This is a genomic window from Clostridium sp. BJN0013, from assembly GCF_040939125.1.
In the GTDB taxonomy this organism is placed as follows: Bacteria; Bacillota; Clostridia; order Clostridiales; family Clostridiaceae; genus Clostridium_B.
Map to the genome: position 1 here is coordinate 4,056,577 of NZ_CP162495.1, position 22,192 is coordinate 4,078,768.

At 33.3% G+C, this 22,192-nt stretch carries 18 protein-coding genes, 1 tRNA gene and 5 pseudogenes; 10 read left to right on the forward strand and 14 right to left on the reverse strand.

Annotated features, from left to right (window positions below; all coding sequences use genetic code 11):
- The first annotated feature begins 71 nt into the window (after positions 1-71).
- Positions 72-1,748 carry an MFS transporter gene (locus AB3K27_RS21045; protein ID WP_368489218.1) on the forward strand — a complete coding sequence of 559 codons (1,677 nt, stop codon included), beginning with the start codon at positions 72-74 and terminating at the stop codon, positions 1,746-1,748.
- Between the two features lie 27 nt (positions 1,749-1,775).
- Entirely contained in the window at positions 1,776-2,210 is a 435-nt protein-coding gene (locus AB3K27_RS21050) for a MarR family winged helix-turn-helix transcriptional regulator (protein WP_368489219.1), read from the forward strand.
- A gap of 430 nt (positions 2,211-2,640) precedes the next feature.
- Here the strand turns inward: AB3K27_RS21050 and AB3K27_RS21055 are convergent, their stop codons facing one another.
- On the reverse strand, positions 2,641-2,838 hold the full coding sequence (locus AB3K27_RS21055; RefSeq protein ID WP_368489220.1) for a hypothetical protein: 198 nt from the start codon (positions 2,836-2,838) through the stop codon (positions 2,641-2,643).
- A gap of 233 nt (positions 2,839-3,071) precedes the next feature.
- Here AB3K27_RS21055 and AB3K27_RS21060 point away from each other — a divergent pair.
- Together AB3K27_RS21060 and AB3K27_RS21065 are read left to right on the forward strand one after the other, a co-directional pair.
- Positions 3,072-4,896: pseudogene (locus tag AB3K27_RS21060) on the forward strand (ABC transporter ATP-binding protein).
- A complete protein-coding gene (locus tag AB3K27_RS21065; RefSeq protein WP_368489221.1) occupies positions 4,889-6,640 on the forward strand; it encodes an ABC transporter ATP-binding protein in 1,752 nt (583 codons plus the stop codon). Before AB3K27_RS21060 ends, AB3K27_RS21065 begins: the two are co-directional and overlap by 8 nt.
- A gap of 390 nt (positions 6,641-7,030) precedes the next feature.
- Here AB3K27_RS21065 and AB3K27_RS21070 read toward each other — a convergent pair whose 3' ends face one another.
- Positions 7,031-7,351, reverse strand: a complete 321-nt coding sequence (locus tag AB3K27_RS21070) for a hypothetical protein (RefSeq protein WP_368489222.1) — start codon at positions 7,349-7,351, stop codon at positions 7,031-7,033.
- Between the two features lie 196 nt (positions 7,352-7,547).
- Here AB3K27_RS21070 and AB3K27_RS21075 point away from each other — a divergent pair.
- The 3 genes and pseudogenes from AB3K27_RS21075 to AB3K27_RS21085 all read left to right on the forward strand — a co-directional run.
- A pseudogene (locus AB3K27_RS21075) lies at positions 7,548-7,907 on the forward strand (ABC transporter permease); the annotation flags it as partial.
- A 6-nt stretch (positions 7,908-7,913) separates the two neighbouring features.
- A pseudogene (locus AB3K27_RS21080) lies at positions 7,914-8,247 on the forward strand (undecaprenyl-diphosphate phosphatase); the annotation flags it as partial.
- Between the two features lie 123 nt (positions 8,248-8,370).
- Entirely contained in the window at positions 8,371-9,357 is a 987-nt protein-coding gene (locus AB3K27_RS21085) for a tyrosine-type recombinase/integrase (RefSeq protein WP_368491301.1), read from the forward strand.
- Between the two features lie 131 nt (positions 9,358-9,488).
- Here AB3K27_RS21085 and AB3K27_RS21090 read toward each other — a convergent pair whose 3' ends face one another.
- The gene (locus tag AB3K27_RS21090) at positions 9,489-9,668 is read right to left on the reverse strand and encodes a hypothetical protein (RefSeq protein WP_368489223.1); all 180 of its coding nucleotides are present in this window, start codon (positions 9,666-9,668) and stop codon (positions 9,489-9,491) included.
- A 192-nt stretch (positions 9,669-9,860) separates the two neighbouring features.
- Here AB3K27_RS21090 and AB3K27_RS21095 point away from each other — a divergent pair, with 192 nt between their 5' ends.
- Positions 9,861-10,919: an IS4 family transposase gene (locus AB3K27_RS21095; protein ID WP_368489224.1), complete on the forward strand. Its 1,059-nt coding sequence runs from the start codon at positions 9,861-9,863 to the stop codon at positions 10,917-10,919.
- Positions 10,920-11,158: 239 nt separating this feature from the next.
- Here AB3K27_RS21095 and AB3K27_RS21100 read toward each other — a convergent pair whose 3' ends face one another.
- From AB3K27_RS21100 to AB3K27_RS21130, 7 genes and pseudogenes are all read right to left on the reverse strand, one after another.
- The gene (locus AB3K27_RS21100; RefSeq protein ID WP_368489225.1) at positions 11,159-11,851 is read right to left on the reverse strand and encodes a hypothetical protein; all 693 of its coding nucleotides are present in this window, start codon (positions 11,849-11,851) and stop codon (positions 11,159-11,161) included.
- Between the two features lie 49 nt (positions 11,852-11,900).
- A complete protein-coding gene (locus tag AB3K27_RS21105; RefSeq protein ID WP_368489226.1) occupies positions 11,901-12,752 on the reverse strand; it encodes an HAD family hydrolase in 852 nt (283 codons plus the stop codon).
- 6 nt (positions 12,753-12,758) lie between these two features.
- The gene (locus tag AB3K27_RS21110; protein WP_368489227.1) at positions 12,759-12,998 is read right to left on the reverse strand and encodes a DUF2188 domain-containing protein; all 240 of its coding nucleotides are present in this window, start codon (positions 12,996-12,998) and stop codon (positions 12,759-12,761) included.
- A gap of 420 nt (positions 12,999-13,418) precedes the next feature.
- The gene (locus tag AB3K27_RS21115) at positions 13,419-14,354 is read right to left on the reverse strand and encodes a recombinase family protein (RefSeq protein WP_368489228.1); all 936 of its coding nucleotides are present in this window, start codon (positions 14,352-14,354) and stop codon (positions 13,419-13,421) included.
- Positions 14,355-14,480: 126 nt separating this feature from the next.
- Positions 14,481-14,556 (reverse strand) — tRNA-Thr (locus tag AB3K27_RS21120).
- Positions 14,557-14,839: 283 nt separating this feature from the next.
- Entirely contained in the window at positions 14,840-15,061 is a 222-nt protein-coding gene (locus AB3K27_RS21125; RefSeq protein ID WP_368489229.1) for a hypothetical protein, read from the reverse strand.
- Between the two features lie 208 nt (positions 15,062-15,269).
- Positions 15,270-15,755 (reverse strand): annotated as a pseudogene (locus tag AB3K27_RS21130) (IS21 family transposase); the annotation flags it as partial.
- Between the two features lie 300 nt (positions 15,756-16,055).
- On the opposite strand from AB3K27_RS21130, the gene AB3K27_RS21135 reads away from it, so the two are divergent.
- The gene (locus tag AB3K27_RS21135) at positions 16,056-17,327 is read left to right on the forward strand and encodes an IS110 family transposase (protein WP_368487954.1); all 1,272 of its coding nucleotides are present in this window, start codon (positions 16,056-16,058) and stop codon (positions 17,325-17,327) included.
- 413 nt (positions 17,328-17,740) lie between these two features.
- On the opposite strand, the gene AB3K27_RS21140 is transcribed toward AB3K27_RS21135, so the two are convergent.
- On the reverse strand, positions 17,741-18,091 hold the full coding sequence (locus AB3K27_RS21140) for a hypothetical protein (RefSeq protein ID WP_368489230.1): 351 nt from the start codon (positions 18,089-18,091) through the stop codon (positions 17,741-17,743).
- A gap of 141 nt (positions 18,092-18,232) precedes the next feature.
- The gene (locus AB3K27_RS21145; protein ID WP_368489231.1) at positions 18,233-18,553 is read right to left on the reverse strand and encodes a UPF0236 family transposase-like protein; all 321 of its coding nucleotides are present in this window, start codon (positions 18,551-18,553) and stop codon (positions 18,233-18,235) included.
- Positions 18,554-18,890: 337 nt separating this feature from the next.
- Here AB3K27_RS21145 and hsp18 point away from each other — a divergent pair, with 337 nt between their 5' ends.
- Positions 18,891-19,337 carry a heat shock protein Hsp18 gene (hsp18, locus tag AB3K27_RS21150; protein WP_368489232.1) on the forward strand — a complete coding sequence of 149 codons (447 nt, stop codon included), beginning with the start codon at positions 18,891-18,893 and terminating at the stop codon, positions 19,335-19,337.
- A gap of 285 nt (positions 19,338-19,622) precedes the next feature.
- Here the strand turns inward: hsp18 and AB3K27_RS21155 are convergent.
- Together AB3K27_RS21155 and AB3K27_RS21160 are read right to left on the reverse strand one after the other, a co-directional pair.
- A pseudogene (locus AB3K27_RS21155) lies at positions 19,623-20,498 on the reverse strand (transposase).
- 350 nt (positions 20,499-20,848) lie between these two features.
- On the reverse strand, positions 20,849-22,183 hold the full coding sequence (locus tag AB3K27_RS21160) for a replicative DNA helicase (RefSeq protein WP_368489233.1): 1,335 nt from the start codon (positions 22,181-22,183) through the stop codon (positions 20,849-20,851).
- Between the last annotated feature and the right edge of the window lie 9 nt (positions 22,184-22,192).

Consider the following 22,192-nt stretch of genomic DNA (forward strand, 5'->3'; position numbering starts at 1 on the left):
TATTAATCGCAATTAAATTCAAGAAAGGTAAATAAAAAAATGCTACAATTTATTACTGGGAAAAAAAGCCAATGAAACAAAAACATCGCAAGGAACATTATAAATGGATTGCTCTTTCCAATACAACGCTTGGTGTACTTATGGCTTCGTTAAATAACAATATAATTCTAATTTCACTTCCTGTAATTTTTCGAGGAATGAATGTAGATCCATTATCAGCAAATGGTGCTTCATATATGTTGTGGATGCTCATGGGATTTACTGTGGTAACCGCTACACTACTGGTTTCCTTTGGTAGGATTTCGGATATCTATGGTCGTGTACGTCTGTACAATTTAGGCTTTGCAGTCTTCACAGTAGCTTCCATTTTACTATATTTGACTCCTGAGAACGGATCAAACGGCATCATTCTAATGATTTTGTTCAGACTTCTACAAGGAGTGGGAGCAGGATTTTTGTTCTCCAACAGCACTGCTATTCTTACTGATGCTTTTTCTTCCAAAGAACGTGGAATGGCTATGGGACTTAATCAAATTGCCGGTATTGGAGGATCATTGCTTGGCCTGGTTATCGGAGGAGTTCTTGCTGAAATTGATTGGCGCCTTGTTTTTCTTGTGAGTGTACCTGTTGGATTATTTGGAACCATATGGGCGTATATCAAACTCAAAGAACAGTCTGTACCGGATAGAACTCAAAAGATTGACTGGTTAGGAAATAGTACGTTCGCTGTTGGGCTAACTCTACTGCTATTGGCACTAACTTATGGAATTATGCCATATGGTTCATCCAAAATGGGCTGGGGCAATCCATTTGTGATTTTGGGAATAAGTTTGGGTTTATTACTGCTTATTGCATTTGTCTTTATCGAACGAAAAGTCAAGATGCCCATGTTCCATCTAGAATTATTCAAAAATCGTGCATTTGCCTTTGGTAATTTAAGTCTGTTTATATCATCCATCGCACGAGGTGGTTTACAATTCATGTTAATTATTTGGTTACAGGGAATATGGCTTCCACTACATGGCTACAGTTTTGAATCTACCCCATTGTGGGCTGGTATTTATATGTTACCCATGATGATTGGTTTCTTTGTAATGGGACCATTATGTGGAAAACTATCAGATCAACATGGTGCTCGATTTTTTGCCACAGGCGGGATGTTGTTTTCAGTACTTGGTTTTATCCTTTTGACGCTTTTACCAGCTAATTTTGGATACAACATTTTTATTGTGATCTTATTAATCTTGGGCTGCGGAATGGGCATGTTTGCCGCCCCAAATACAACTGCAATCATGAATTCTGTTCCTGCTTCTCAACGGGGAGCTACCTCCGGAATGAGGTCAACCTTTCAAAATACTGGAATGGCTTTAAGTATGACGCTTTATTTTGCAATTATTATTCTTGGACTTGCACATAACTTGCCCTCTATCCTATATAATGGATTGACTAATGTTGGCATTTCATCAGCAATGGCACAGCAGATTTCAAACATGCCTCCTACATCAGCTTTGTTTGCAGCATTTCTAGGATATAACCCAATGGGATCACTCATTGATCAACAAACTCTTTCTACTATTCCACAAGCTACTAAAACAATTATTTTGGGTAATCATTTTTTTCCATTAACTATAGCACCAGCAGTAATGTCGAGTCTACGTCTTGCATTTTATATTTCAGCTGTTATGTCTGCCATCGCTGCAGTTGCATCCTATATGCGAGGAAAACAGTATGTATATGACGAACCATAATATCTGTAGTAAGAGAGGAGAATTAAAATGGCATGTAACCAAAATTCTTTGAACATTTGGATATCTATTCTATATCGTTACCGTAAAAACTATATGAACAAAAGATTGGAGGCATATGGGAGAGCAAGTAGTTTTTCTCTACTAATTTTATCAATCTACAAAAATGATGGAATCAATCAGGAACAAATCTCAGCTTTACTAAAAGTAGATAAGGGTTCTATTGCAAGAGCAATAAAAAAATTAGAACAAGAAAATTATGTGAGGCGTGAGGATGATGTAACTGATAAAAGAGCCAATAAGGTCTATTTAACTCCAAAAGCATTGGCTCTCGTTCCTGAGATCCAATCTGCAATTGTAGATTGGAATAAACAAATCATGGCAGGTATTCCAGTGGAATCACAGAAAATTTTCTTAAATTGTATAGAACAAATGTCAAAAAACGCATGTAATACATGCCTTTAAAGTAAATTTACGTTAATTTTAAACATCAAGAACAGAAGGCAGACCTCCAGGTCTGCCTTCTTCATTTATGAAGACAATAGTATTTACTAAACTAAAAGTTGAGGGTAGGTAGATTATCTTACTTATGTAACACAAACAATCTACAATTGCTGAAGATGGCACATCAACACAATTTTTCATATATTCAAAATATTTTTGCTCAATGCTGCTTTTGATTTTTCATTCTTTAAGGTTTCAATGGCTGCATCTTTATTATCATTTAGAATTTATTCAATTTAAAAACAGCAAGCCTGATCGTTAAAATTTCAAATAATGGGAATAGAAGCAAACAGTTTACCTCTGAAGGAGTGTTTTTTCATTTCACAATTAAAACTCTTTTCATAAACAAGTTTCAGACCATCACAAAGTTTTTCAACTTCTTTTCCTGACTTCACACTCCATTTAAATGTTGCATCTGTATTTTTGACTGGCTCATAAATTTATCATATTGGGAAGTGTCCAAATTCAACTTTTCTATGATCTCCACAACCTTTAAATCATGTATCCTTGCATTGAATTGTTTGGTTTCGCTTCCCTTAATGGCGAGGGGTATTAACAGAGTTTCCTGCACACCGTTTAACGAAATCATTTTTTTCCTCCTTATATAAAATTAATTTAGTTAGAGTAAGCAAGGAATATAAAAATTTTCCACATTTATCAACAGCTCTATCAAATTTATTTTGGGGATTGAAAAAACAGAGAAAAGGGAGTATCATTAAGTTAGTTGAGACTAACTTAATGATACTCCTTAAAGCTTTCAAGCGTTGTACGCTTTCAGAGTTTAGAAATGAAACTATATTTTTTAGAAAAGAGAGGTTGCCCATGAAACAGAAAACTGCAATAGCCAAAAAACCGAAAACTGGAATGGCAAGGCTAATGGAACTTGCGACCACAAAAAAACCGCTTATGATCACTTCGGTGATTTTATCCGCACTGGCCTCTATTGCTTCTTTTATTCCGTATATTGCTATTTACTATATCGTTTTGGAGATCATGGGAATATATCCCGAATTCTCAGCCCTCGATGTAGAAAGGACAATTGGATTCGGCTGGATTGCTTTTGGAGGTATTATTTTGAATATCCTATTGTACTTTTTAGCTCTGATGTGTTCACATCTTGCAGCCTTCGGTACACTGTACGAATTGAAGGTAAATTTTGCATCACATCTTGCCAAAGTACCACTGGGCTTTCACGTTTTAGTCGGCAGCGGTAAACTACGCAAGATTATGGATGAGAACATTGAAAAGATCGAAGGATTTATCGCCCATCAACTTCCCGATATGGTAGCATCTTTTGTTGCACCGCTTGTCATGTTCGTCATTTTACTTGTTGTGGACTGGCGCTTTGGTCTCGCAGCAATCGTAGGCATTGTCATTGCCTTTGTTATTCAAATGATTGCCTATGGAAATGATGGAGCAAAGACCATGATGAAAAAATATCAAACCTCACTAGAAGATATGAACAATGCATCTGTAGAATATATAAGAGGCATTACCGTAGTCAAAGCCTTCAAACAAACCGTATATTCCTTTCGCAGGATGCACAAAGCAATAAAGGAATATACTAATATGGTGATTCCCTATACATTAAGTTGGGAAAATTATATGTCAGCCTTTATCACAATTGTAAATAACATTTATTTATTTTTAATACCAGTAGGTATTCTAATTGGACTCAATACAACAGATTATGTTCCATTTGCCAGCAAATTTATTTTTTATTTGATCTTTGTACCCTCCATCGCAACCATTATGACGAAAATTATGTATGTTTCTACCAGCGGGCATCCAAATCATCGGTGGAGTGGAACGAATGGATGAAATTCTGCACACTGAATCACTGTCTCAACCCAAAAATCCAAGAACAACTGAAAAGCATGAAATTATTTTTGAAAATGTGTCTTTTTCTTATGCAGAACAAGAAGTTGACGCCCTGTCCCGCGTTTCATTCAGCGCGGAGGAAAATCAAATTACAGCTATTGTGGGCCCTTCCGGGGGAGGAAAAAGTACCATCGCCCATCTGATTCCACGTTTTTTTGATGTAACGGAAGGAAGCATCCGAATTGGCGGGGTGGATATTCGCCATATGAATACAAATTATTTGATGGAAAAAGTTAGCTTTGTATTCCAGGATGTATTTCTCTTTAAACAGAGTATTATGGAAAATATCCGTATGGGAAATCAAAATGCAACAAATGAACAAGTAATTGCTGCGGCCAAAGCCGCCCAATGCCAGGAATTTATTGAAAAGCTGCATAATAAATATGATACTATAATTGGCACAAAAGGAATTCATCTATCAGGAGGGGAGCAGCAGCGCATTGCCATTGCAAGGGCCATTGTAAAAAATGCACCAATCATTATACTAGATGAAGCAACTGCATTTTCAGATCCCGAGAATGAACATCTTATCCAAAGTGCTTTTAAAAAGCTAATGCATGGCAAAACAGTGGTTATGATTGCACACCGTTTGTCTACCATACGGAGTGCTAATAAAATAGTGGTGATTGACAAGGGCCATCTTATCGAGCAGGGCACCCATGATAAACTACTTGCAAAAGAAGGAAAATATTTCACCATGTGGAATATGTATGTCAAAATGTTGGATTGGAAGATAAACAGAAAGGGGGGCGAAACAAATGCTTAATCTCAAGGAGATGTTGATGCTTACAGATAAAGGCTATTCCGATTTGAAGAAGGCCATAATAGCATGTACTATTACCAATCTTTCACTAATGCTGCCCTTTGGCGTGACCATTGGAATTTTTACCGAACTATTAAAACCGCTCATGGGTCAGAAAATTTCATGGACAATAATGTGGATACTGCTTGGAGCCGGCATCATATCGGCAATTTTGGTGTTTATCGCCAGCAAAAATGATTATAAAAAGACCTACGTCACCTCTTATATGGAGGCTGAAAATACGCGAATCAGCGTCTCTGAGCATATACGAAAGCTTCCCATGAGCTTTTTTAATTCCAAGGATTTATCAGAGCTTACCACGAATATCATGGGAGACTGCTCTACTACTGAACATGTATTGAGTCATATAATTCCGCAATTGTGCGCCAATGCTATTTCTATCACCATTATTTGTGCCATGCTTGCCATATTTGACTGGAGACTTGCACTTTCTATATTCTGCACTGTACCCATTGCGCTTCTTGTGATTTTAGGCAGTAAAAAAATTCAGAATAAATTGGGAGAAAAACATGTGGATGCAAAGCTAAAGGCATCCGGACAGGTGCAAGAATATCTGGAGGGTATCAAGGTTATCAAGGCGTGCGGTTTGGACGGTTCCAAGTTCTCATCACTAGATAGCGCTTTGCGTTTGATGAAGAAAATGGCTATTAAAATGGAATTTGGCACTGGGATTTTTGTTACAGGGGCTCAGATGATTATACAGGCTGGTGTGGGACTTACAGTCTTTGTTGGCGTTTATCTACTGACAGGGGGTAAAATTGAGCTCATCCCATTATTAATGTTTTTGCTCATCGCTGTAAGAATCTATGGACCAGTTGTTGTTGAACTTACCTTATTGCCAGAGCTATTTTATCACCGTATTGCTACAAAGCGAATGCGTACTTTAATAAATACACCGATTATGGAGGGCGATACTCAAACACATATTACAAACTGGAACATTGATTTTGAAAATGTGTCCTTCAGCTATAATGAGAAGAATCCTCATGAAGATGTGGTAATCAAAAATCTTACAGTATCCATCCCCTCAGATGCTATTACAGCTCTGGTAGGTCCTTCAGGATGCGGAAAAAGCACAATTTCAAGACTAATTGCACGGTTTTGGGATGTAAACAAGGGAACGATTAAAATCGGAGGTGTGGATGTTAAAACACTGGATCCAGAATATCTTATGAGTTATATGTCCTTTGTATTTCAGGATGTTATTCTCTTTAACGATACGGTATACAATAATATCCACATCGGAAATCTAGATGCACCAGAACATCAAGTGATGGAGGCTGCAAAAGCAGCTTGCTGCGACGAGTTTGTAAATGAATTGCCTAACGGTTATCAAACAATGCTCGGTGAAAACGGCAGTACCCTTTCAGGCGGTGAGCGGCAGCGAATTTCAATTGCTCGTGCACTTTTAAAGAATGCACCTATCGTACTGCTGGATGAAGCTACGGCCTCTTTAGATCCTGAAAATGAGGTATGGATTCAGCAGGCCATCTCTAAATTAATTGCAGGAAAAACGGTTATTGTAATCGCACACAGACTGAGAACAGTTGCAGGGGCAGATAAAATCATTGTTTTAAATGAAGGTAGACTAGTAGAGGAAGGTACCCATAATACATTGATCAAAAATAAAGGCCTATATAAAAGACTATACAATATTCAGCAGAAAAGTCTAGGCTGGAGTGTATAAAAAATCATGTAAATACAGGGACAAAAACGACAGGAGCATCTTTGAAAGATAAGCCTGTCGTTTTTAATTTTTGCCAGTCATACAGTAGATGCTGCTGTGTCTGCTAAAAAATAATTTAATTTCCACTATCTTTTTTCTTTTGTAAGTCGTTATACATAATAGAAAGTATTTTCAAAAATGAATCTGAAAGACCAACTATAAAAAGTCAATAGCTGAAACTCTCAAGTCCCCAAATAAGTTTAGACAATTACATCTACATTTATTATAATGTAGAAAGTGATTGGAGGCAAAGGTTGAAAAAGAAAGTACACTTTACTAATAGTATAAGAAGGCATAACAAATAGACCACCTTTCGCTGGTCAAAAAATTGAATATTGAAACAAGTTAAGGTTAAGAAGCTGACTTGATTTTATAACCTTGGAACTGTGCCATTAGTATTGCTTGCTCAACAGTAATTTCACGATCAATATGAACCTTGCCAGAATGATTCTTATATTTCTTGAAAAGAGTCTTTGCAAAATGGTATTGAACCATATCTGTATTTATTTTATCATTTGTTAAGAATCTGGAAATCCTTTTTACTTTACTTGATTCAGTTGCCTCACTGAAATCGTTCTTTAATTCTTGCACAATTTTTGATAACACAACTGAGCCTGATTCTATAATTTCTATTATGATTGCTACTAAAATCCTTAATCTAGGTGCTGTCAAAAAATCATAGATTCTAGGTTTTTTTGAGTTCTGTGATAATATATTCTTGAGTATTTAACATACTTGTTAACCGCCTTCCTGTTGATATTGGTTGCAATCATATTTTATAGGGTTTTAAGGCGGTTTTCTATTTATAATTTTATCCTGCAAATCGTTTCATTCATTTACATTAAACTGTCCATACGTCAGATATGATGACAATCTGCTGTACATTATGCTATTAACAAACATGATGATTTTTGTGGCGATTACCGCCTACTTGCTTAGCAGAGAGTATACGGAAAATACATTAAAAAATATGTTGCCAATACCGATTTCAAGGACAAAACTTATGCTCGGTAAGTTTTGTACCCTGTTTCTTTGGATTGCTATGCTCACCTTGGTAACATGGGTAGGTATTCTAATTTTATCCGGGCTATATCATGCTGTTTTTGGCATGGAGAGCTACAACTTGCGTGTTGCAATCGGGTGGCTTCTAAAGTTTCTACTTGGCAGTATACTTATGTTTTTAACAGTTTCCCCCTTTGCTTTTATCGCTCAAAAAACAAGAGGATTTGAAATAATGGCACTCAACTTTATAGAAATTTTGAAAGCTATATTTCTTGGTGTTGTAAAGGGAATAACAGAATGGCCACCCATCAGCAGCACAGGGCATATGCTTCTCCTAGACGAGTTTATTACTCTTAATATGAGCGAAGCATTTAATGAAATGTTTTTTGTTGTCATTCAACTTGGAGCAATATTTGCAGTCGTCGTTATGTTTTGGAAGAAAATGTTTCCGTTTCAATTTAGGGATAAAACACAGCCTGTCATTAAAAAAGATACTTTTTCGCTTTGGTTTAAAGTAGTGATTGCCTGTATTCCGGGGGGCTATCATAACTATCCTTTTCGACGATCATATTGAAGCCAATTTGCATACTCCAATGGTGATTGCGGCAACTCTCATTTTCTATGGTATAGCCTGACCTACGGACAGTAAATTTATATAAAATTCCACTACCTGCTGTTGATAATATAATATATATACCTTCTACGAATATATATCCAAAGATCACCTTATCCCGGCTTTTGAAAAAATGGAGCTTACAAAAATAAAACCTATAAATGTACAGGATTTCTACACAAAAAGTTTAAAGAAGGTATCTGGTACCACAGCAAGACATTTCCATACACTTTTAAATATAGCCTTCAATCAAGCCATAAAGTGGCAGATGATATATATAAATCCATGTTTTTATGTAAGTAAACCCAAGAACAATAAAAAGAAATTAAATATATGGGATAAAGAACAACTAAATAAATTTTTAAATGTCATACAAGGACTTATAATATATTTACCTTGTGTTATTACCGCAGCAACCGGTATAAGAGAAGGCGAGATATGTGGTCTTAGATGGGAAAATGTTGACTTGGATAAAAAAATTATCTATGTAAAGGAACAATACCAATGGGATGAAAATGGTTTGGCCTTATCTGATTTAAAAACTCCAGATAGTATAAGAAATATAAGCATATCAAATAATTTAGCTGCCGTATTGGAGGTTGAGTATACTAGACAGGAAGAGAATAGAAACTATTTTAAATCTGCTTATGACAGTAGGGGTTTTGTTGTATGCCAGAATGATGGAAGGCCCTATGACCCAAAATATATAAGTAGAAACTTTAGAAGGATACTAAAAAAAGCTAACCATAAAAAAATAGAACCAGATGGCGTTATAAAGAAGGTAAAACTATATGAGCTACTAGATATACCTATAATAAGATTCCACGATTTAAGACATACACATGCTAGTCTACTGCTTAAAACTGGAATTAATCCAAAAGTAATAAGTGAAAAGCTCGGACACAGCACAGTAAAAATGACATTAGACACTTATGCTAGTATACTTCCTAACATGCAGAAAGAAGCTGCAGAAAAGGCGGATAATTTTTTTGTCCTAGTTTGCCAACAAATTGCCAACAAACGGAGGATGACAACAAAAATGATAAAAAATAGAACCCTTTAATATGTTGATATTACAGGATTCCATTGTGTCATTAGTACAAAATAGATGCATCCTTTTAGAACAAATAAAATCAAAATCCTCTAGTTTTATGGAGTAGCAAGTATACGAACATTAGAGAAATTTCATGATTTTCATTTAATATCCAGTTTGTCAAAAGTTTTACGAATAGTATTTTTCCACTTCTCGATATGTATAATTTTATCGACAACTACTCTAGAATCAATCAATTCCTGCTTTGTTTTTTGGCTTAATACTTCCCAGTTTTCTTTTGGGATAATATAAGTTGCATTGCCATAAATCGCCAATTCCAACACACAGTATTTTGTAAATATATATGCATAATATCCGTTAAAACCATTTACCCCCTGACTTACGGACAGTAAAAAGGGCATGTTAACCAAGGGTTAAATTACCAATAAAAAAAGTATAGAAAAAAACATAGCCAAGTCCTAAAATATAAGTTGAATCCACAAAAAAAACTTATAAAAAAGGAGAAGTTGGCTATGTTGAACAATCAAGAATATATTACAACAGAATTAGAAAAAATACTATATGAAATTTTACCCATAACAAGTAAAAGATTAAAAAATCTAGTTTATATAATTATAGGGATAATACTATCAAAATCAGTTGTAATCTCAGATATTTCTGAAAAACTAAAGGATGATTTCACAGATGCAACTGAAGAAAGTAAGATAAGAAGAATATATAGATTTTTTAAAAGGTCAACAATAAATCCAGATTATCTATATAGCTTTTTCGTTGAAGAAGTTTTAAAAAAATATGTAAAACAAAGTAACAACAATAAAGTAATTATAATATTTGATCATACAACCATTGATAACAGATCTTTAATATTAAAGTTTTCATTAAAAGTTGGCAGAAGGGCAATTCCTTTATGGTATAAAATATTTGGGTATAATGAAAAAGACAATAAAAGCTTTGAACACATAAAGCAGGGATTAAAAGAACTTAAAGAGATGTTTGCTCCCTACAACTATGAAGTTATAGTTCTTGCAGATAGAGGCTTTAAAAGCATAGATTTATTTAAATTCATAGATACACTTGGCTTTAAATATTGTATAAGATGCACTAATGATATGCTCATAAAAATAAGAGGTAAAGAGGAAATTAAGTATTTAAGAGATATAACCCCTATAAAAAAAGTTGTAAGGAAATTCAATGGAGTTTTATTAGGCTCTAAAGAATATAAATGTAACATGGCAGTATGTAAAGCAGAAGAATCAGAAGATACTTGGTATTTAGCAACTAATATGGATAGTAAAAAAGCTGTTAGAATGTATAAAAAGAGATTCATAATAGAAGAAATGTTTAGAGATTTAAAGTCAAATGGATTCAATATGGAAAATACGTGGACAGAAGATCAAATATATTTTGAGAACCTATATTTATGCCTATGTATAGCATATACATGGATGATAGTATTAGGAGCAGATTGTTCTAAAAATAAGAAAAGCAAAATTATAGGGGCTACAAAAAAATTAAAGAATAAAGTAGTTAGAATATATAGCTTATTTAGTTGTGGCATAAAAGTGGTTTAATAGATGTTATGACTCTAGCATTAAAAAGTACAGGCTTAAATTTGATTTCGTACTTTACGATATATAACAACAATAACAAAATTTAAATTAAGTAAAGCATTGTAGGATACTTTTAGACTTTTATTCTTACATAAATTTCATGTAGACGTATATTTATCATTTTAAGTATAGTATTGCATTAATTTACAGTGTAAATATTATCTACAATAGGATTATTAATTAACTTAAACATAATCTATCTAAATCACTGTCCGTAAGTCAGCATTTACCCCTTCAACTATTTGCTCCGATTTATATTTTTCAAGGAAGCTTAGTCGGGAAATATCAAAGGTGTCGATATTTTCCCCTTGCATTTTTAGCTGGTTGGTTAAATGTACACTTGGTTTTTCTCCTGGAGGAAGTATCTCCCAATTGCAACGCTGCCTTTTCATCACTTCGCTAAAATTTATTTCATCGCTAAAAATATAACAGAAACCATAGATTTCAAGGAAAATATTAATAGTCTCCTTCAAGTAATTGTTCCTTATAGTCGAAGTCAGATTGGCAACAACAAACCTACGTTTGCTTTTATCCTCAAACAATACAAGTTCTATCTCTGTTGGAGGAACTTCAATTTGCAAATAACATGATTTGTATATATCTACAGCAACTGATGAGGCATATGCATTTCCAAAAGGTTGAATCCAGTTGGTAGAAACATAACGTCTTTTTGGGGGTTGTGATTTGTCAGGATAAGAATAGCCATAAGCATTACACCTACAAGCAGACCCAAATTTTCCAGAAGGCAATATAGTATCACCAACATTTTGTAGACCAACTTTACTTGCCTCATTTCCCATCACGGGTATTCCAATCTGAATTTTATTTAGATCATATCCTTTTGGTAACCGAAATTTCAAAATCCTACTTTGCTTTATACGGTACTGCGCCATATGCTTATCCTCCCATCCTGTTATTAAACTCAATCACGAACAAATTAAACTACTTGCTTATTGTATTTAACTGCACACTGTTTTTCCTTTTTAATGAGTCCACCATAGCCATTTTACAGATTATGTCTCGTACAGTATTATCAAGTTCGCCGTTTTCTGAATAATCCGCTAACTCCAAAAAATCAACTCTTCCGTATTTTAATAGTTCTTCAACTTTTGCTTTTTTCCCTTTTTGGTATACCGCAATAGAATATCCACCGTTTGCTTTTACAAGTTTCATACACGGAACATCTGTAAGTCCATCACCAATATAAATCATATTACGGAATGGTATTGGCCGGTCATCTTCTGGAGTGAATTTATTCAAATCCTCATCATTTGATAAATCAAGTACTCCTTTATTAATACGAAATAAAAACTGGGTTTTTGTTGTGTAGTTCACAACATTCTTTGGCCAGCATGCAATTCGGTTTTCATCGTACAAAAATTCGCAGGCGAAAACTTCTCGAAAATATCTATAGATATTTGAACCTTCAATAATTTCGCGAAGTCCAGAAGAAATAATATAGTGTTCGATTTTTACACCTAATTCTCTTCCAATCCGATTTATTCGGCTAAACCAGTCTTCAACACCAGGATAAAATTGAAGATCTTTTCCAAGCTTTACAAATTCCTCGCGACAAATACTTTTTTTGGCTGAGTGAGCCCGCTCAAGCATTACACGCATGTAAGCAAGAATGCCATCCATTTTATTTTCTTTAGCAAGATTATTAGATTCTTCCCAAAACTCGCCCGGAGTCATACCTACATTAGGAATAAATGTATATTCCTGCATATCTGTAGTGCATAAGGTTTTGTCAAAATCGTACATTAAGGCCAATACGGGCTTTTTAGAACGCATTTCGTATCACCTCTCATTCTGATCCTTGGGTGGACATGGATCATTGCCATGACTATCTGAACGCTGAATTTTCCCATTTGTACCGTGAATAACAAACTCACTTCCAGCCCGCTGACTAATAACTCTGCCAACCTTTATTGCTTCAGCTTTGGTCTCTGTATGAACGCTTGCACGTTGTGCACCTCCTCGCTTAACATCCCATCCACCTTTGTCGTTTGGTACAACATGATGTGTCACTTTAGCCACGAGAACTTACCTCCCCATTAAATTTGTTTGTTGAAAAATGATTTTAATTTACGCAATATGTCACGAATCCAGTTGGTGATTATTGCTATAATGAAACAATATAAAAGTAATAACGCTTTTATATATAAATGGTTTTGTATCAATAACTCACTTAGCTCTTTTAAGCATCTTTGGACAATTCAAAATTGAACATCTCTCTATTTCCATTAATACAAGACACCTGTAAACAGTGTAGTGTTAAGTACCCGTTTCCAACTGCTTCTTTCGCTGTCATATAACCCATTAAAAATATCCTTTACCAAATAAATATTGTATATATTATATATCACCATGACGAATAAAGCAATTAAATCTGTGTAAATCATGGAAATATTCACGGTATTATGCTGGAATTCATTGAAAAATAGCAGAATTTCTACTTCAGAAACAGATTTCATTTATAGTTACCTCTTTGCTCTTAATATTTCCTTTTAAGTTCTGTACAGCATTAAACATCTCTTGACTAATAATCGCTTGGTGAGAATCCTCAATGATAATCATATCAATCTGTCCTTGGCTTTCTTTTTGTTTACCCGTGAGAAAATCAGGAATATGGGTTTTGGGAGTAATATTACGACCAATATATTTTTCATTGGATAAGATTCGGTCAATGGTTGATGTACTCCATTGCTCTTTACCAGTGATAGTTTTTATACCGTAATCTTCAAGATATTTCTTGATCTTACGGCAGCCATAGCCTTGGAGAAACAAATCATAAATAAGCCGTACGATTTTAGCTTCTTCTTCAATGATTATAAGGTTTCCATTATCATCTCTGCCGTAGCCAAGAAACTGTGAGTGGTTTAACTTTATATGTCCGTGGTGACTGCTCTGCCAGATACCCCATTTGATAGCTTCACTTTTTTGTCTGCTTTCTTCCTGATAAGCCGCTGCTGCCATGGTAATGTACTTTTTTACCCGAGAATCATTAGAGTAAATATTCTCAGTTTCAAAGTAGACAACAATATTCAATTTTGATAATTCATCAAGCATTAGTAAAACATCCAATGTATTGCGCCCAAAGCGGCTAAGAGATTTCATCAAAACCAAATCTATTTTTCCATCTCTGCAGTCTTTCATTAATCGCTGAACCTCATCTCTATTATCTACTCTTGTGCCAGATTCCTGTTCAGCGTAAATACCGGCAAAATCCCAATCCGGGTTATCGCAAATTTTCTGCGTATAGTAAGCTACTTGTGATTTTAGACTCTGTCTTTGTTCCTTATGCTCAGTACTGACACGGCAATAGGCAGCAACCTTTAATCTTTTATCAAATTGATTTTGTCTTGAAGGGATAGCAGTAACTTGTTTACTCATCGCAAATCCTCCTTAACGCAAAAATGCAGCACCTACTTGGGTACTGCAAACTTCAATTATTATTTTAGATATGAAAAAAGCTACATCTTCATTGGTTTACTACCAACAAAAATGTAGCTTATAACTTGGTGCTCCCAACAGGAATCGAACCTGCGACCTATTGATTACGAATCAATTACTCTACCATCTGAGCTATAGGAGCATATTTATTAATTTATACATATATTATGTTACTACTTTTTAATATATTGTCAATATCATATATTATAAAAAGCCTTGATTTATAACATATTATATCTTTATCTATGTTAATATTACAACCTTATATAATAGCAATTTTAACATATAACTATACATTTTTTCTACATAGTTATATGTTATTTTTTGGATCTGTAGCCAATTATATTTTTTATACCATATTTAGACTTTTAGTTAAACATTTATGCAATCCATCTCTATTATTTTTGGCCATACTATTCAGTTGTTTATGTTTGACTATAACCTAATAATTGCATAAATTCATACAGTGAAGCTCCACCTTCTTCCGAAAGAGTTTCTACTGTACATCTTATCCTGTGTAGTCGAAGTCCATTTATATCATTAATATTTTTCTTTATATATCTATTTAAACTGGTATAAGTCCAATGTTTATTTTTTGAATTTCCAAATACATAATCATTGTCTATTAATCTCTCTGTTACCTTCATTATTGTAAAAATTATATACCCTACAATTTAAAAAATATTAAAAACACTAAGATTTTTCATTATTAAGAAACAGCAGAATTATAGACTTTATAGATGTTAATGAAATTATCAAGGAACAGTTAAAAGAATCTAAAAGAGCTATAAATGTTGAAGTAAAGGCACTTATAAAAGAACAGAAAAAGAACAGAAAATATAATGAAAATATACAAATTTTAGATTTAGACATGATAAATTCTTCCTTCAGCAGATTTACCAAATTCTTTTTTTCTACAGTTTGAAAAACTTTGAGGGGAATTTTATGTGTAGTACCATGTCTCCTTACATTGGCAACAGTATCAAGCCATTTGGATAAAGATTTCTTTACCCCCTCATGATCTTTAGATTCCCTGCCTTTGAAACAATTATCTTTAACATAATCAACATTGGATTCTACTTTACCCTTGTCAGTTGGTGTCCTGATCCTACAGGGCTGGGCCCAGAAACCATAATATGCTGCAAATGCAGCATAATTTTTTTGAATTACAAGTTCATAAAAATCATTTTCAAGTACTCCAGCCTTCAAGTTATCTATTTTAATCGTTTCAGGTACACTGATGAAGTATTCAAATGACTGCTTGTGACACTGGATAAAAGTCTTGCCGGATTGATCAAATGATATTTGAACATACATATATCTTGAGTAGCTTAAAGACATAATAACATTCATTCCTTTCGCTGTGCTCAAGGCACAAAAATTAATGAAAGAGTGATTAAAATTACCAATTACTGTGAATAATATAGACAAGTATACAGGTGTACTACAGAGCACGGCGGGGTGAGTGTGATTGCACTTCACTGTAATCCGTATAATAACATGTGCCGATTACTCTTTTAAGTACAAATAAGTGTGCCCTAGGGCACGTAAGTTAATCTTTGTTTAAACAAAGACCGTTTAAAAGTATGAGTATTCAGTCAACACCTGTGTACTTTATTTTTTTATTTGTAGGTGATATAAATGTTAAAAATCGTTTATTCTATTTGTTGCGGTATTGATGTTCACAAAAAATTTGTAGTTGCAACTGTAACATCAACCAATGAGAATAACATCACTACCTATGCAACCAAACAATTCAGTACTTACTCAAAGAATCTTTTCCATTTAAAAGAGTGGTTATCTGAGCATAACTGTAAAGAAGTTTGTATGGAAAGCACCGGAAAGTACTGGATACCTATCTATAACATACTTGAAGATTCCTGTAATATTACTCTGGCTAACCCAAAGTACGTTAAAAACATTCCCGGCAAAAAAACTGATGAAAAAGATTCTCTATGGCTTGCAGACTTACATAAGCATGGATTAGTTAAAGGAAGTTTTATTCCTCCAAAGGCCATAAGAGAACTACGAGACCTTATGCGCTATCGCTTTAAACTTACAAATTTCCGTTCAAGTGAGAAAAACAGATTCCAAAATTCATTAACAGTTTCAAATATCATGATTTCAAGCGTAGTATCAGATACCTTTGGTAAATCATCATCAGCTATAATTAAATATGCCATGGAGCATCCTGATAAATTAGATATAGACTATACTCAATTTCTACACAAGAGTATGTTATCTAAGGCTGACGAAATTAAGATTGCTATGCAAGGAAGCATCTCTAAAAATCAAACAGCAAAGATGTCTATATGCTTGAATCATTATGATTATATTAACAATTGTATTTCTCAACTTGATACTGCCATTTCATTAATTTCAAGTGAATTTAAGTCACAAATTGAGCTTATTGCTTCTGCCCCTGGGATAACTACACAATCTGCTACAACTATAATTTCTGAAATTGGAGTGGATATGTCAGTCTTTCCAGATGCTAAACATCTGTGCTCTTGGGCAGATCTTACACCACAAAATAATGAAAGTGCTGGCAAAAAGAAAAGTGTTCGTATAAGCCGTGCCGGAGCTTATTTAAAGCCAATACTTATTCAGTGTGCTAATGCAGCAATAAAAAACAAGTCCTGCCCATACTTTAAATATCGTTATGAAAGTATAAAGAAAAGACGTGGGCACAAAAGAGCAATTATTGCTATAGCAAGAATGCTTTTAACCTGTATTTATAATATGCTTTTAAAAAATGAAGCCTTTGATAATTCTATTCATGAAAAATATCTAAAAAGAGAAAACACTTCTCGACATTTTCAACCTAATATAGATAGAATTATTTTATTTCTTCAAGCTCAAAGCTTTGAAGTAACAAAAGTAAGTCAAGAGATATCACCGAAAATAAGTTGATTTTTAATTATGAATAATATAAGTCTCTTTTTTTGGCCTCATTTTAATAGGTCTTTTTGTCATGTTCAAAAACACCTGAATTTCTTTCAAGTTAAGCCTTTGATAATTCTATTCATGAAAAATATCTAAAAAGAGAAAACACTTCTCGACATTTTCAACCTAATATAGATAGAATTATTTTATTTCTTCAAGCTCAAAGCTTTGAAGTAACAAAAGTAAGTCAAGAGATATCACCGAAAATAAGTTGATTTTTAATTATGAATAATATAAGTCTCTTTTTTTGGCCTCATTTTAATAGGTCTTTTTGTCATGTTCAAAAACACCTGAATTTCTTTCAAGTTAATCACCCAGGCTTTTCTATTTCTACCGTTTACTTTTATTGTTCCTATGTATCCAAAATCCACTTGAGCTTCTTATCCAGGCAGGCTTGTAAGGACCATATGTGCTTTTGGCGGCTTTTTCTTGATTCTGACAGCGTATCTTTTTACCGTATCATAGCTCCCAGTATATCCATGTTCATCCCGAAGATCCTGAAATATTCTCCTTGCAGTTAGTTCTTTTAATATCTGAATATTTATATATTCCTTATACGAATCAAGTATGGATACATATTTTTTCCTTTTTACTTCTCCGTATTTTTCAATCTTCTGAAATATCGTCCTTACTGTTTTTCTGTCTATACTCAAAATATTTGCTATTTGTGTTTTGTTATAACCTTTTTTGAATAATGTTTTTATTGTTGTCTGCATTTCTATCCCCACCATATCTTTCATCTCCTTTACAGCATTTATTTAATTTAACTATAAAGACAATTCTTTTTCTGGATTCCTCTTTTTTAATCTTACAGCTGGCTTTTTCATATATGTGGAATAAGTCCAGTTGATATATCTTTTGGGTATTATCTTTTACTTCTGTACTAATCCATGGTGACTTACTTTTGTTAAAGTTGATTCCTCAATCTTTAATGCCCCCTTTCTATAAAAATTGTCCGTTGCATTATCTATCATTTTCTCAATCAAATTCTGCCTGGTTCTTATTATTAAACCTAAATCCAATGTTTGGTCTAAAAGAAAAATACCCCGGCATGTATACCTGTTAATGTAATATCTCCTGCTAAAGGTTGAATCTTCCATTATTGTTTGAATTGTTTTTTCTCTTTTAATTTTATATCTATATTTTTTCCTGTCTCTATCTCTAAACAATACTTCATCTAATTTTTCCAGCATATCTTTAATTCATTGAGGTTCTGCTTCACAGACTACGTCAAAAACTTCCTTTTTTGAATCCTTAGAATTTATTTTTATTTCATCTAAAATAATATTATTTTACTGTTATCATATTTTTTTATATTTGATTCATTTATTCAGTAAAAATCATTAAAATTTTCAGTTTATTTTTAAATATATTGTTTATACTAAATTATATAGCTCTTAATAGTAATTTCTAATTCTTAGTAAAAAAATCTACACTTTTTAGACTTTGACTTTCTTTGACTTTTAGTATATTATGTAATTGTAATAAAAATTAATAAATAATAAGGTTATATACAAGGAGGTATGTATTATGTTTGATATGGTTCCATTTAGAAGAAATAATTCTATAAGAAGAGGTGATGATGTCGAAAACTTCTTCAATTCTTTCTTTAATAATGATTTTTTAACACCATTTAATACGAACTTATTTAATAGTGAATTCAAAGTCGACCTTAAAGAAACTGATACTTCCTATTTAATTGAAGCAGATCTCCCAGGTATAAAAAAGGATGCTATAAACTTAAGCTTTAACAATAACTATCTAACAATATCTGCTAAGCGAGATGATACCATAGAAGATAATAAAGAAAATTTTATAAGACGTGAAAGAAGATATGGCGAATTTAATAGAAGCTTTTATATTGACAATGTAGATGAAAAAAATATTAATGCTTCTTTTGAAGAAGGAGTTTTAAAAATTGAACTTCCAAAGTTAGAAAAAGGAAAAGGGAATAATAACAAAATAGAAATACACTAATTTGTACTTTATTTTACAAACTCATAATAAAATATAAGGGGCTTGTCGCATAATTAAATTATGCGGCAACTTATTTTTTGCTCAAATAAATATAGAAGATATTATCAACTGATTTTATCACTTAATATCGAAATGTTAATACCTGAAGATGATTCAGCTCGCCTGCTAAGCCAAATATTGGAGGGTTTAAAGGTTGAAAAAGAAAGTAAATTTAGCTAATAATACAAATAGGGCATAACAAATAGAGCACCTTTCGCTGGTCAAAAAATTAAATATTTAAATAAGTTAAGATTGGATAGCTGACTTAATTTTGTAACATTGGAACTGTGCCATTAAAATTGCTTGTTCTACTGTGATTTCGCGTTCAACAGGGATAACATCTGCCTTTCTATAAAGTTCAGCATTATAATTTTCTTTATTTTTTAACATGTTGTATAATGCTGTTAGAAGCATTCTTGCTATTGCAATGATTGCTTTTTTGTGACCGCGATGTTTCCTTATGCGGAGGTAGCGGTTACGGATTTCAAGATGCTTTTCACTTCTAATCACAGAACTAGCACATTGTACTAAAAGTGGCTTGTGTAGCATCCGGCTTCGGAAACCCGGACAGATCTTTTCTTCCCTGCACTTTCATTATCGGTAGGAGTTAGACCTTGCCCATGAACATAAGTACTTCGCCGAAGGAAAAGCCTCCATGTTGACACCAATTTCTGAAATAACGGTGATTGCGGAAAAGATGTTTTTAAAGGATGGAGCGGTTAGAATTAGGTCGAGTTCTTGTTGATAGGGACTGGTGATCGCAAGAATCAATTCTTCCAACTCTGTTTTCCGGGATTCCAAATCCTGAAAATGTTTCTTGTCAGTTTTTTTACCACGAGTAGCCTTAACGTATTTAGGATGAGCAAGTACAATTGAACAACTTTTTTCTAAAACATTGTATACAGGAATCCAATACTTACCTGTAGATTCCATACAAACATCCTTACAATTTGAATCAAGTAGCCATTGTAACAACTCTTTCAAACCTTTCGTGTAGGTAGAAAAGTGATAGCTCTTATAGGTGGTAATACCTTTAGAATTAGTGGTTGCAATACAAGCAACTACAAAAGTTTTGTGGATATCAATGCCACAACAGATTTTGTACACGATTTTTAAAGCCATAGGGATTCCTTTCTGAACTAAAAAGTTCTAAAAAATTATAGGGAGAAACGACGTGGAAAGAAGAATGTTAAAACTAAATTCATGCTACTATGTTTTGGGTATAATGTAAATAAATTTCATAATAAAATTCAAAATAAACGATGTGGACAAATACTTCATGGATTAAAAACAACATAAATATACTGTAAAAATTCATAAAATATCATATGGGTTATTAAAGTACGCCAAAAATTCAGCTAGTATAAGTTCTTTAAGCAAAAAAAATTTTCTTACTGATTTTTTCCGATATATAAAAATGAAGCGCTGAAAAACTACTTTAAAAAAGTAGTTTTTCAACACCCCCTTATATTTTATTCCTGATGTATCACATCTAAATTTCCAAATTTGCTGAATTGCCCCATCCAAGCTAATTTTATGGTACCAGTAGGACCATTTCTTTGTTTTGCAATAATGCATTCTGCCACATTTTTTTCTTCTGTTTCTTTATTATAATATTCATCTCTATATAAAAACATAACTATATCTGCGTCCTGTTCTATAGAACCTGATTCTCTTAAATCTGAAAGCATAGGTCTGTGATCCGATCTGGCCTCTGGAGCACGGGATAATTGTGAAAGTGCTATAACAGGGCACTGCATCTCTTTTGCAAGTGATTTTATAAATCTAGATATTTCCGATACCTCCTGTTGTCTACTTTCCGAATTTCTTCCACCACTCATAAGCTGCAGATAATCTATAATTATAATATCTATACCATGCTCTATTTTTAATCTTCTACATTTGGATCTCATTTCCATAATGGATATTCCTGCAGTATCATCTATGAATATCTTTGCTTCAGCCAAAGGTCCTGAAGCTCTAGCAATATTTTCCCAATCCTTATCCTCTAAATTTCCAGTTCTAAGTTTTAGCATATCTATATGTGCTTCAGAACATAATAACTTATATGCTAATTGCTCCTTTGACATTTCAAGAGAAAATATAGCCACTTTCTTACCCTCTCTTAAAGCTGCATATTCTGCTATATTCAATGCAAAAGTCGTTTTACCCATAGATGGCCTGGCAGCTACCAAAACCATATCACCCTTTTGAAATCCTGAAGTTTTAGCATCTAATTCCCTGAATCCGGAAGCTACCCCTGTAGTCTGCCCTTTATTGTTGAACAATCTTTCTATTTCTAAAAATCCTCTTTCCAATACAACATTCATAGGCTCAAAATCAGATACCTTTCTATTATTGGACAAGTCAAATATAGATTTTTCAGCCATATCAATAGTTTTCTCTACATTATTTTGATTATTATAACTTTCCTCTATTATCTTTGTAGAAGCTTTAATAAGTTTTCTAAGGGTAGATTTATCTTTTATAATCTTTATATAAGATTGTAAATTAACAGTTGATACTATAGAACCACTTAACTCACTTATATATGTTATTCCTCCTGCAGCTTCTAGTTTAGATTTAGATTTTAAACTTTCAGTTAATGTTATTATATCTACAGCTATATCTTTTTTATATAAATCAAGAATAGCTTCAAATATAACCTTATGTGATTCTCTATAAAAGTCATCAACTTTTAAGATTTCCATAGATTCAACTATGGAAGACTTGTCAACAAGCATCGAACCAATTACACTTTGTTCAGCTTCCAAATTATGAGGTATACTTCCTAAAGGCGCATCCATGGATATCTT

Bases quoted from the DNA above. Each gene is read 5' to 3' on its own strand.
- AB3K27_RS21145 (WP_368489231.1), bottom strand. From the start codon at position 18,553: ATGCTGGAAAAATTAGATGAAGTATTGTTTAGAGATAGAGACAGGAAA.
- AB3K27_RS21160 (WP_368489233.1), bottom strand. From the start codon at position 22,183: ATGGATGCGCCTTTAGGAAGTATACCTCATAATTTGGAAGCTGAACAA.
- AB3K27_RS21125 (WP_368489229.1), bottom strand. From the start codon at position 15,061: ATGAAGGTAACAGAGAGATTAATAGACAATGATTATGTATTTGGAAAT.
- AB3K27_RS21050 (WP_368489219.1), top strand. From the start codon at position 1,776: ATGGCATGTAACCAAAATTCTTTGAACATTTGGATATCTATTCTATAT.
- AB3K27_RS21135 (WP_368487954.1), top strand. From the start codon at position 16,056: ATGTTAAAAATCGTTTATTCTATTTGTTGCGGTATTGATGTTCACAAA.
- AB3K27_RS21140 (WP_368489230.1), bottom strand. From the start codon at position 18,091: ATGGTGGGGATAGAAATGCAGACAACAATAAAAACATTATTCAAAAAA.
- hsp18 (WP_368489232.1), top strand. From the start codon at position 18,891: ATGTTTGATATGGTTCCATTTAGAAGAAATAATTCTATAAGAAGAGGT.
- AB3K27_RS21055 (WP_368489220.1), bottom strand. From the start codon at position 2,838: ATGATTTCGTTAAACGGTGTGCAGGAAACTCTGTTAATACCCCTCGCC.
- AB3K27_RS21100 (WP_368489225.1), bottom strand. From the start codon at position 11,851: ATGGCGCAGTACCGTATAAAGCAAAGTAGGATTTTGAAATTTCGGTTA.
- AB3K27_RS21095 (WP_368489224.1), top strand. From the start codon at position 9,861: ATGTTGAACAATCAAGAATATATTACAACAGAATTAGAAAAAATACTA.
- AB3K27_RS21105 (WP_368489226.1), bottom strand. From the start codon at position 12,752: ATGCGTTCTAAAAAGCCCGTATTGGCCTTAATGTACGATTTTGACAAA.
- AB3K27_RS21115 (WP_368489228.1), bottom strand. From the start codon at position 14,354: ATGAGTAAACAAGTTACTGCTATCCCTTCAAGACAAAATCAATTTGAT.
- AB3K27_RS21065 (WP_368489221.1), top strand. From the start codon at position 4,889: ATGCTTAATCTCAAGGAGATGTTGATGCTTACAGATAAAGGCTATTCC.
- AB3K27_RS21045 (WP_368489218.1), top strand. From the start codon at position 72: ATGAAACAAAAACATCGCAAGGAACATTATAAATGGATTGCTCTTTCC.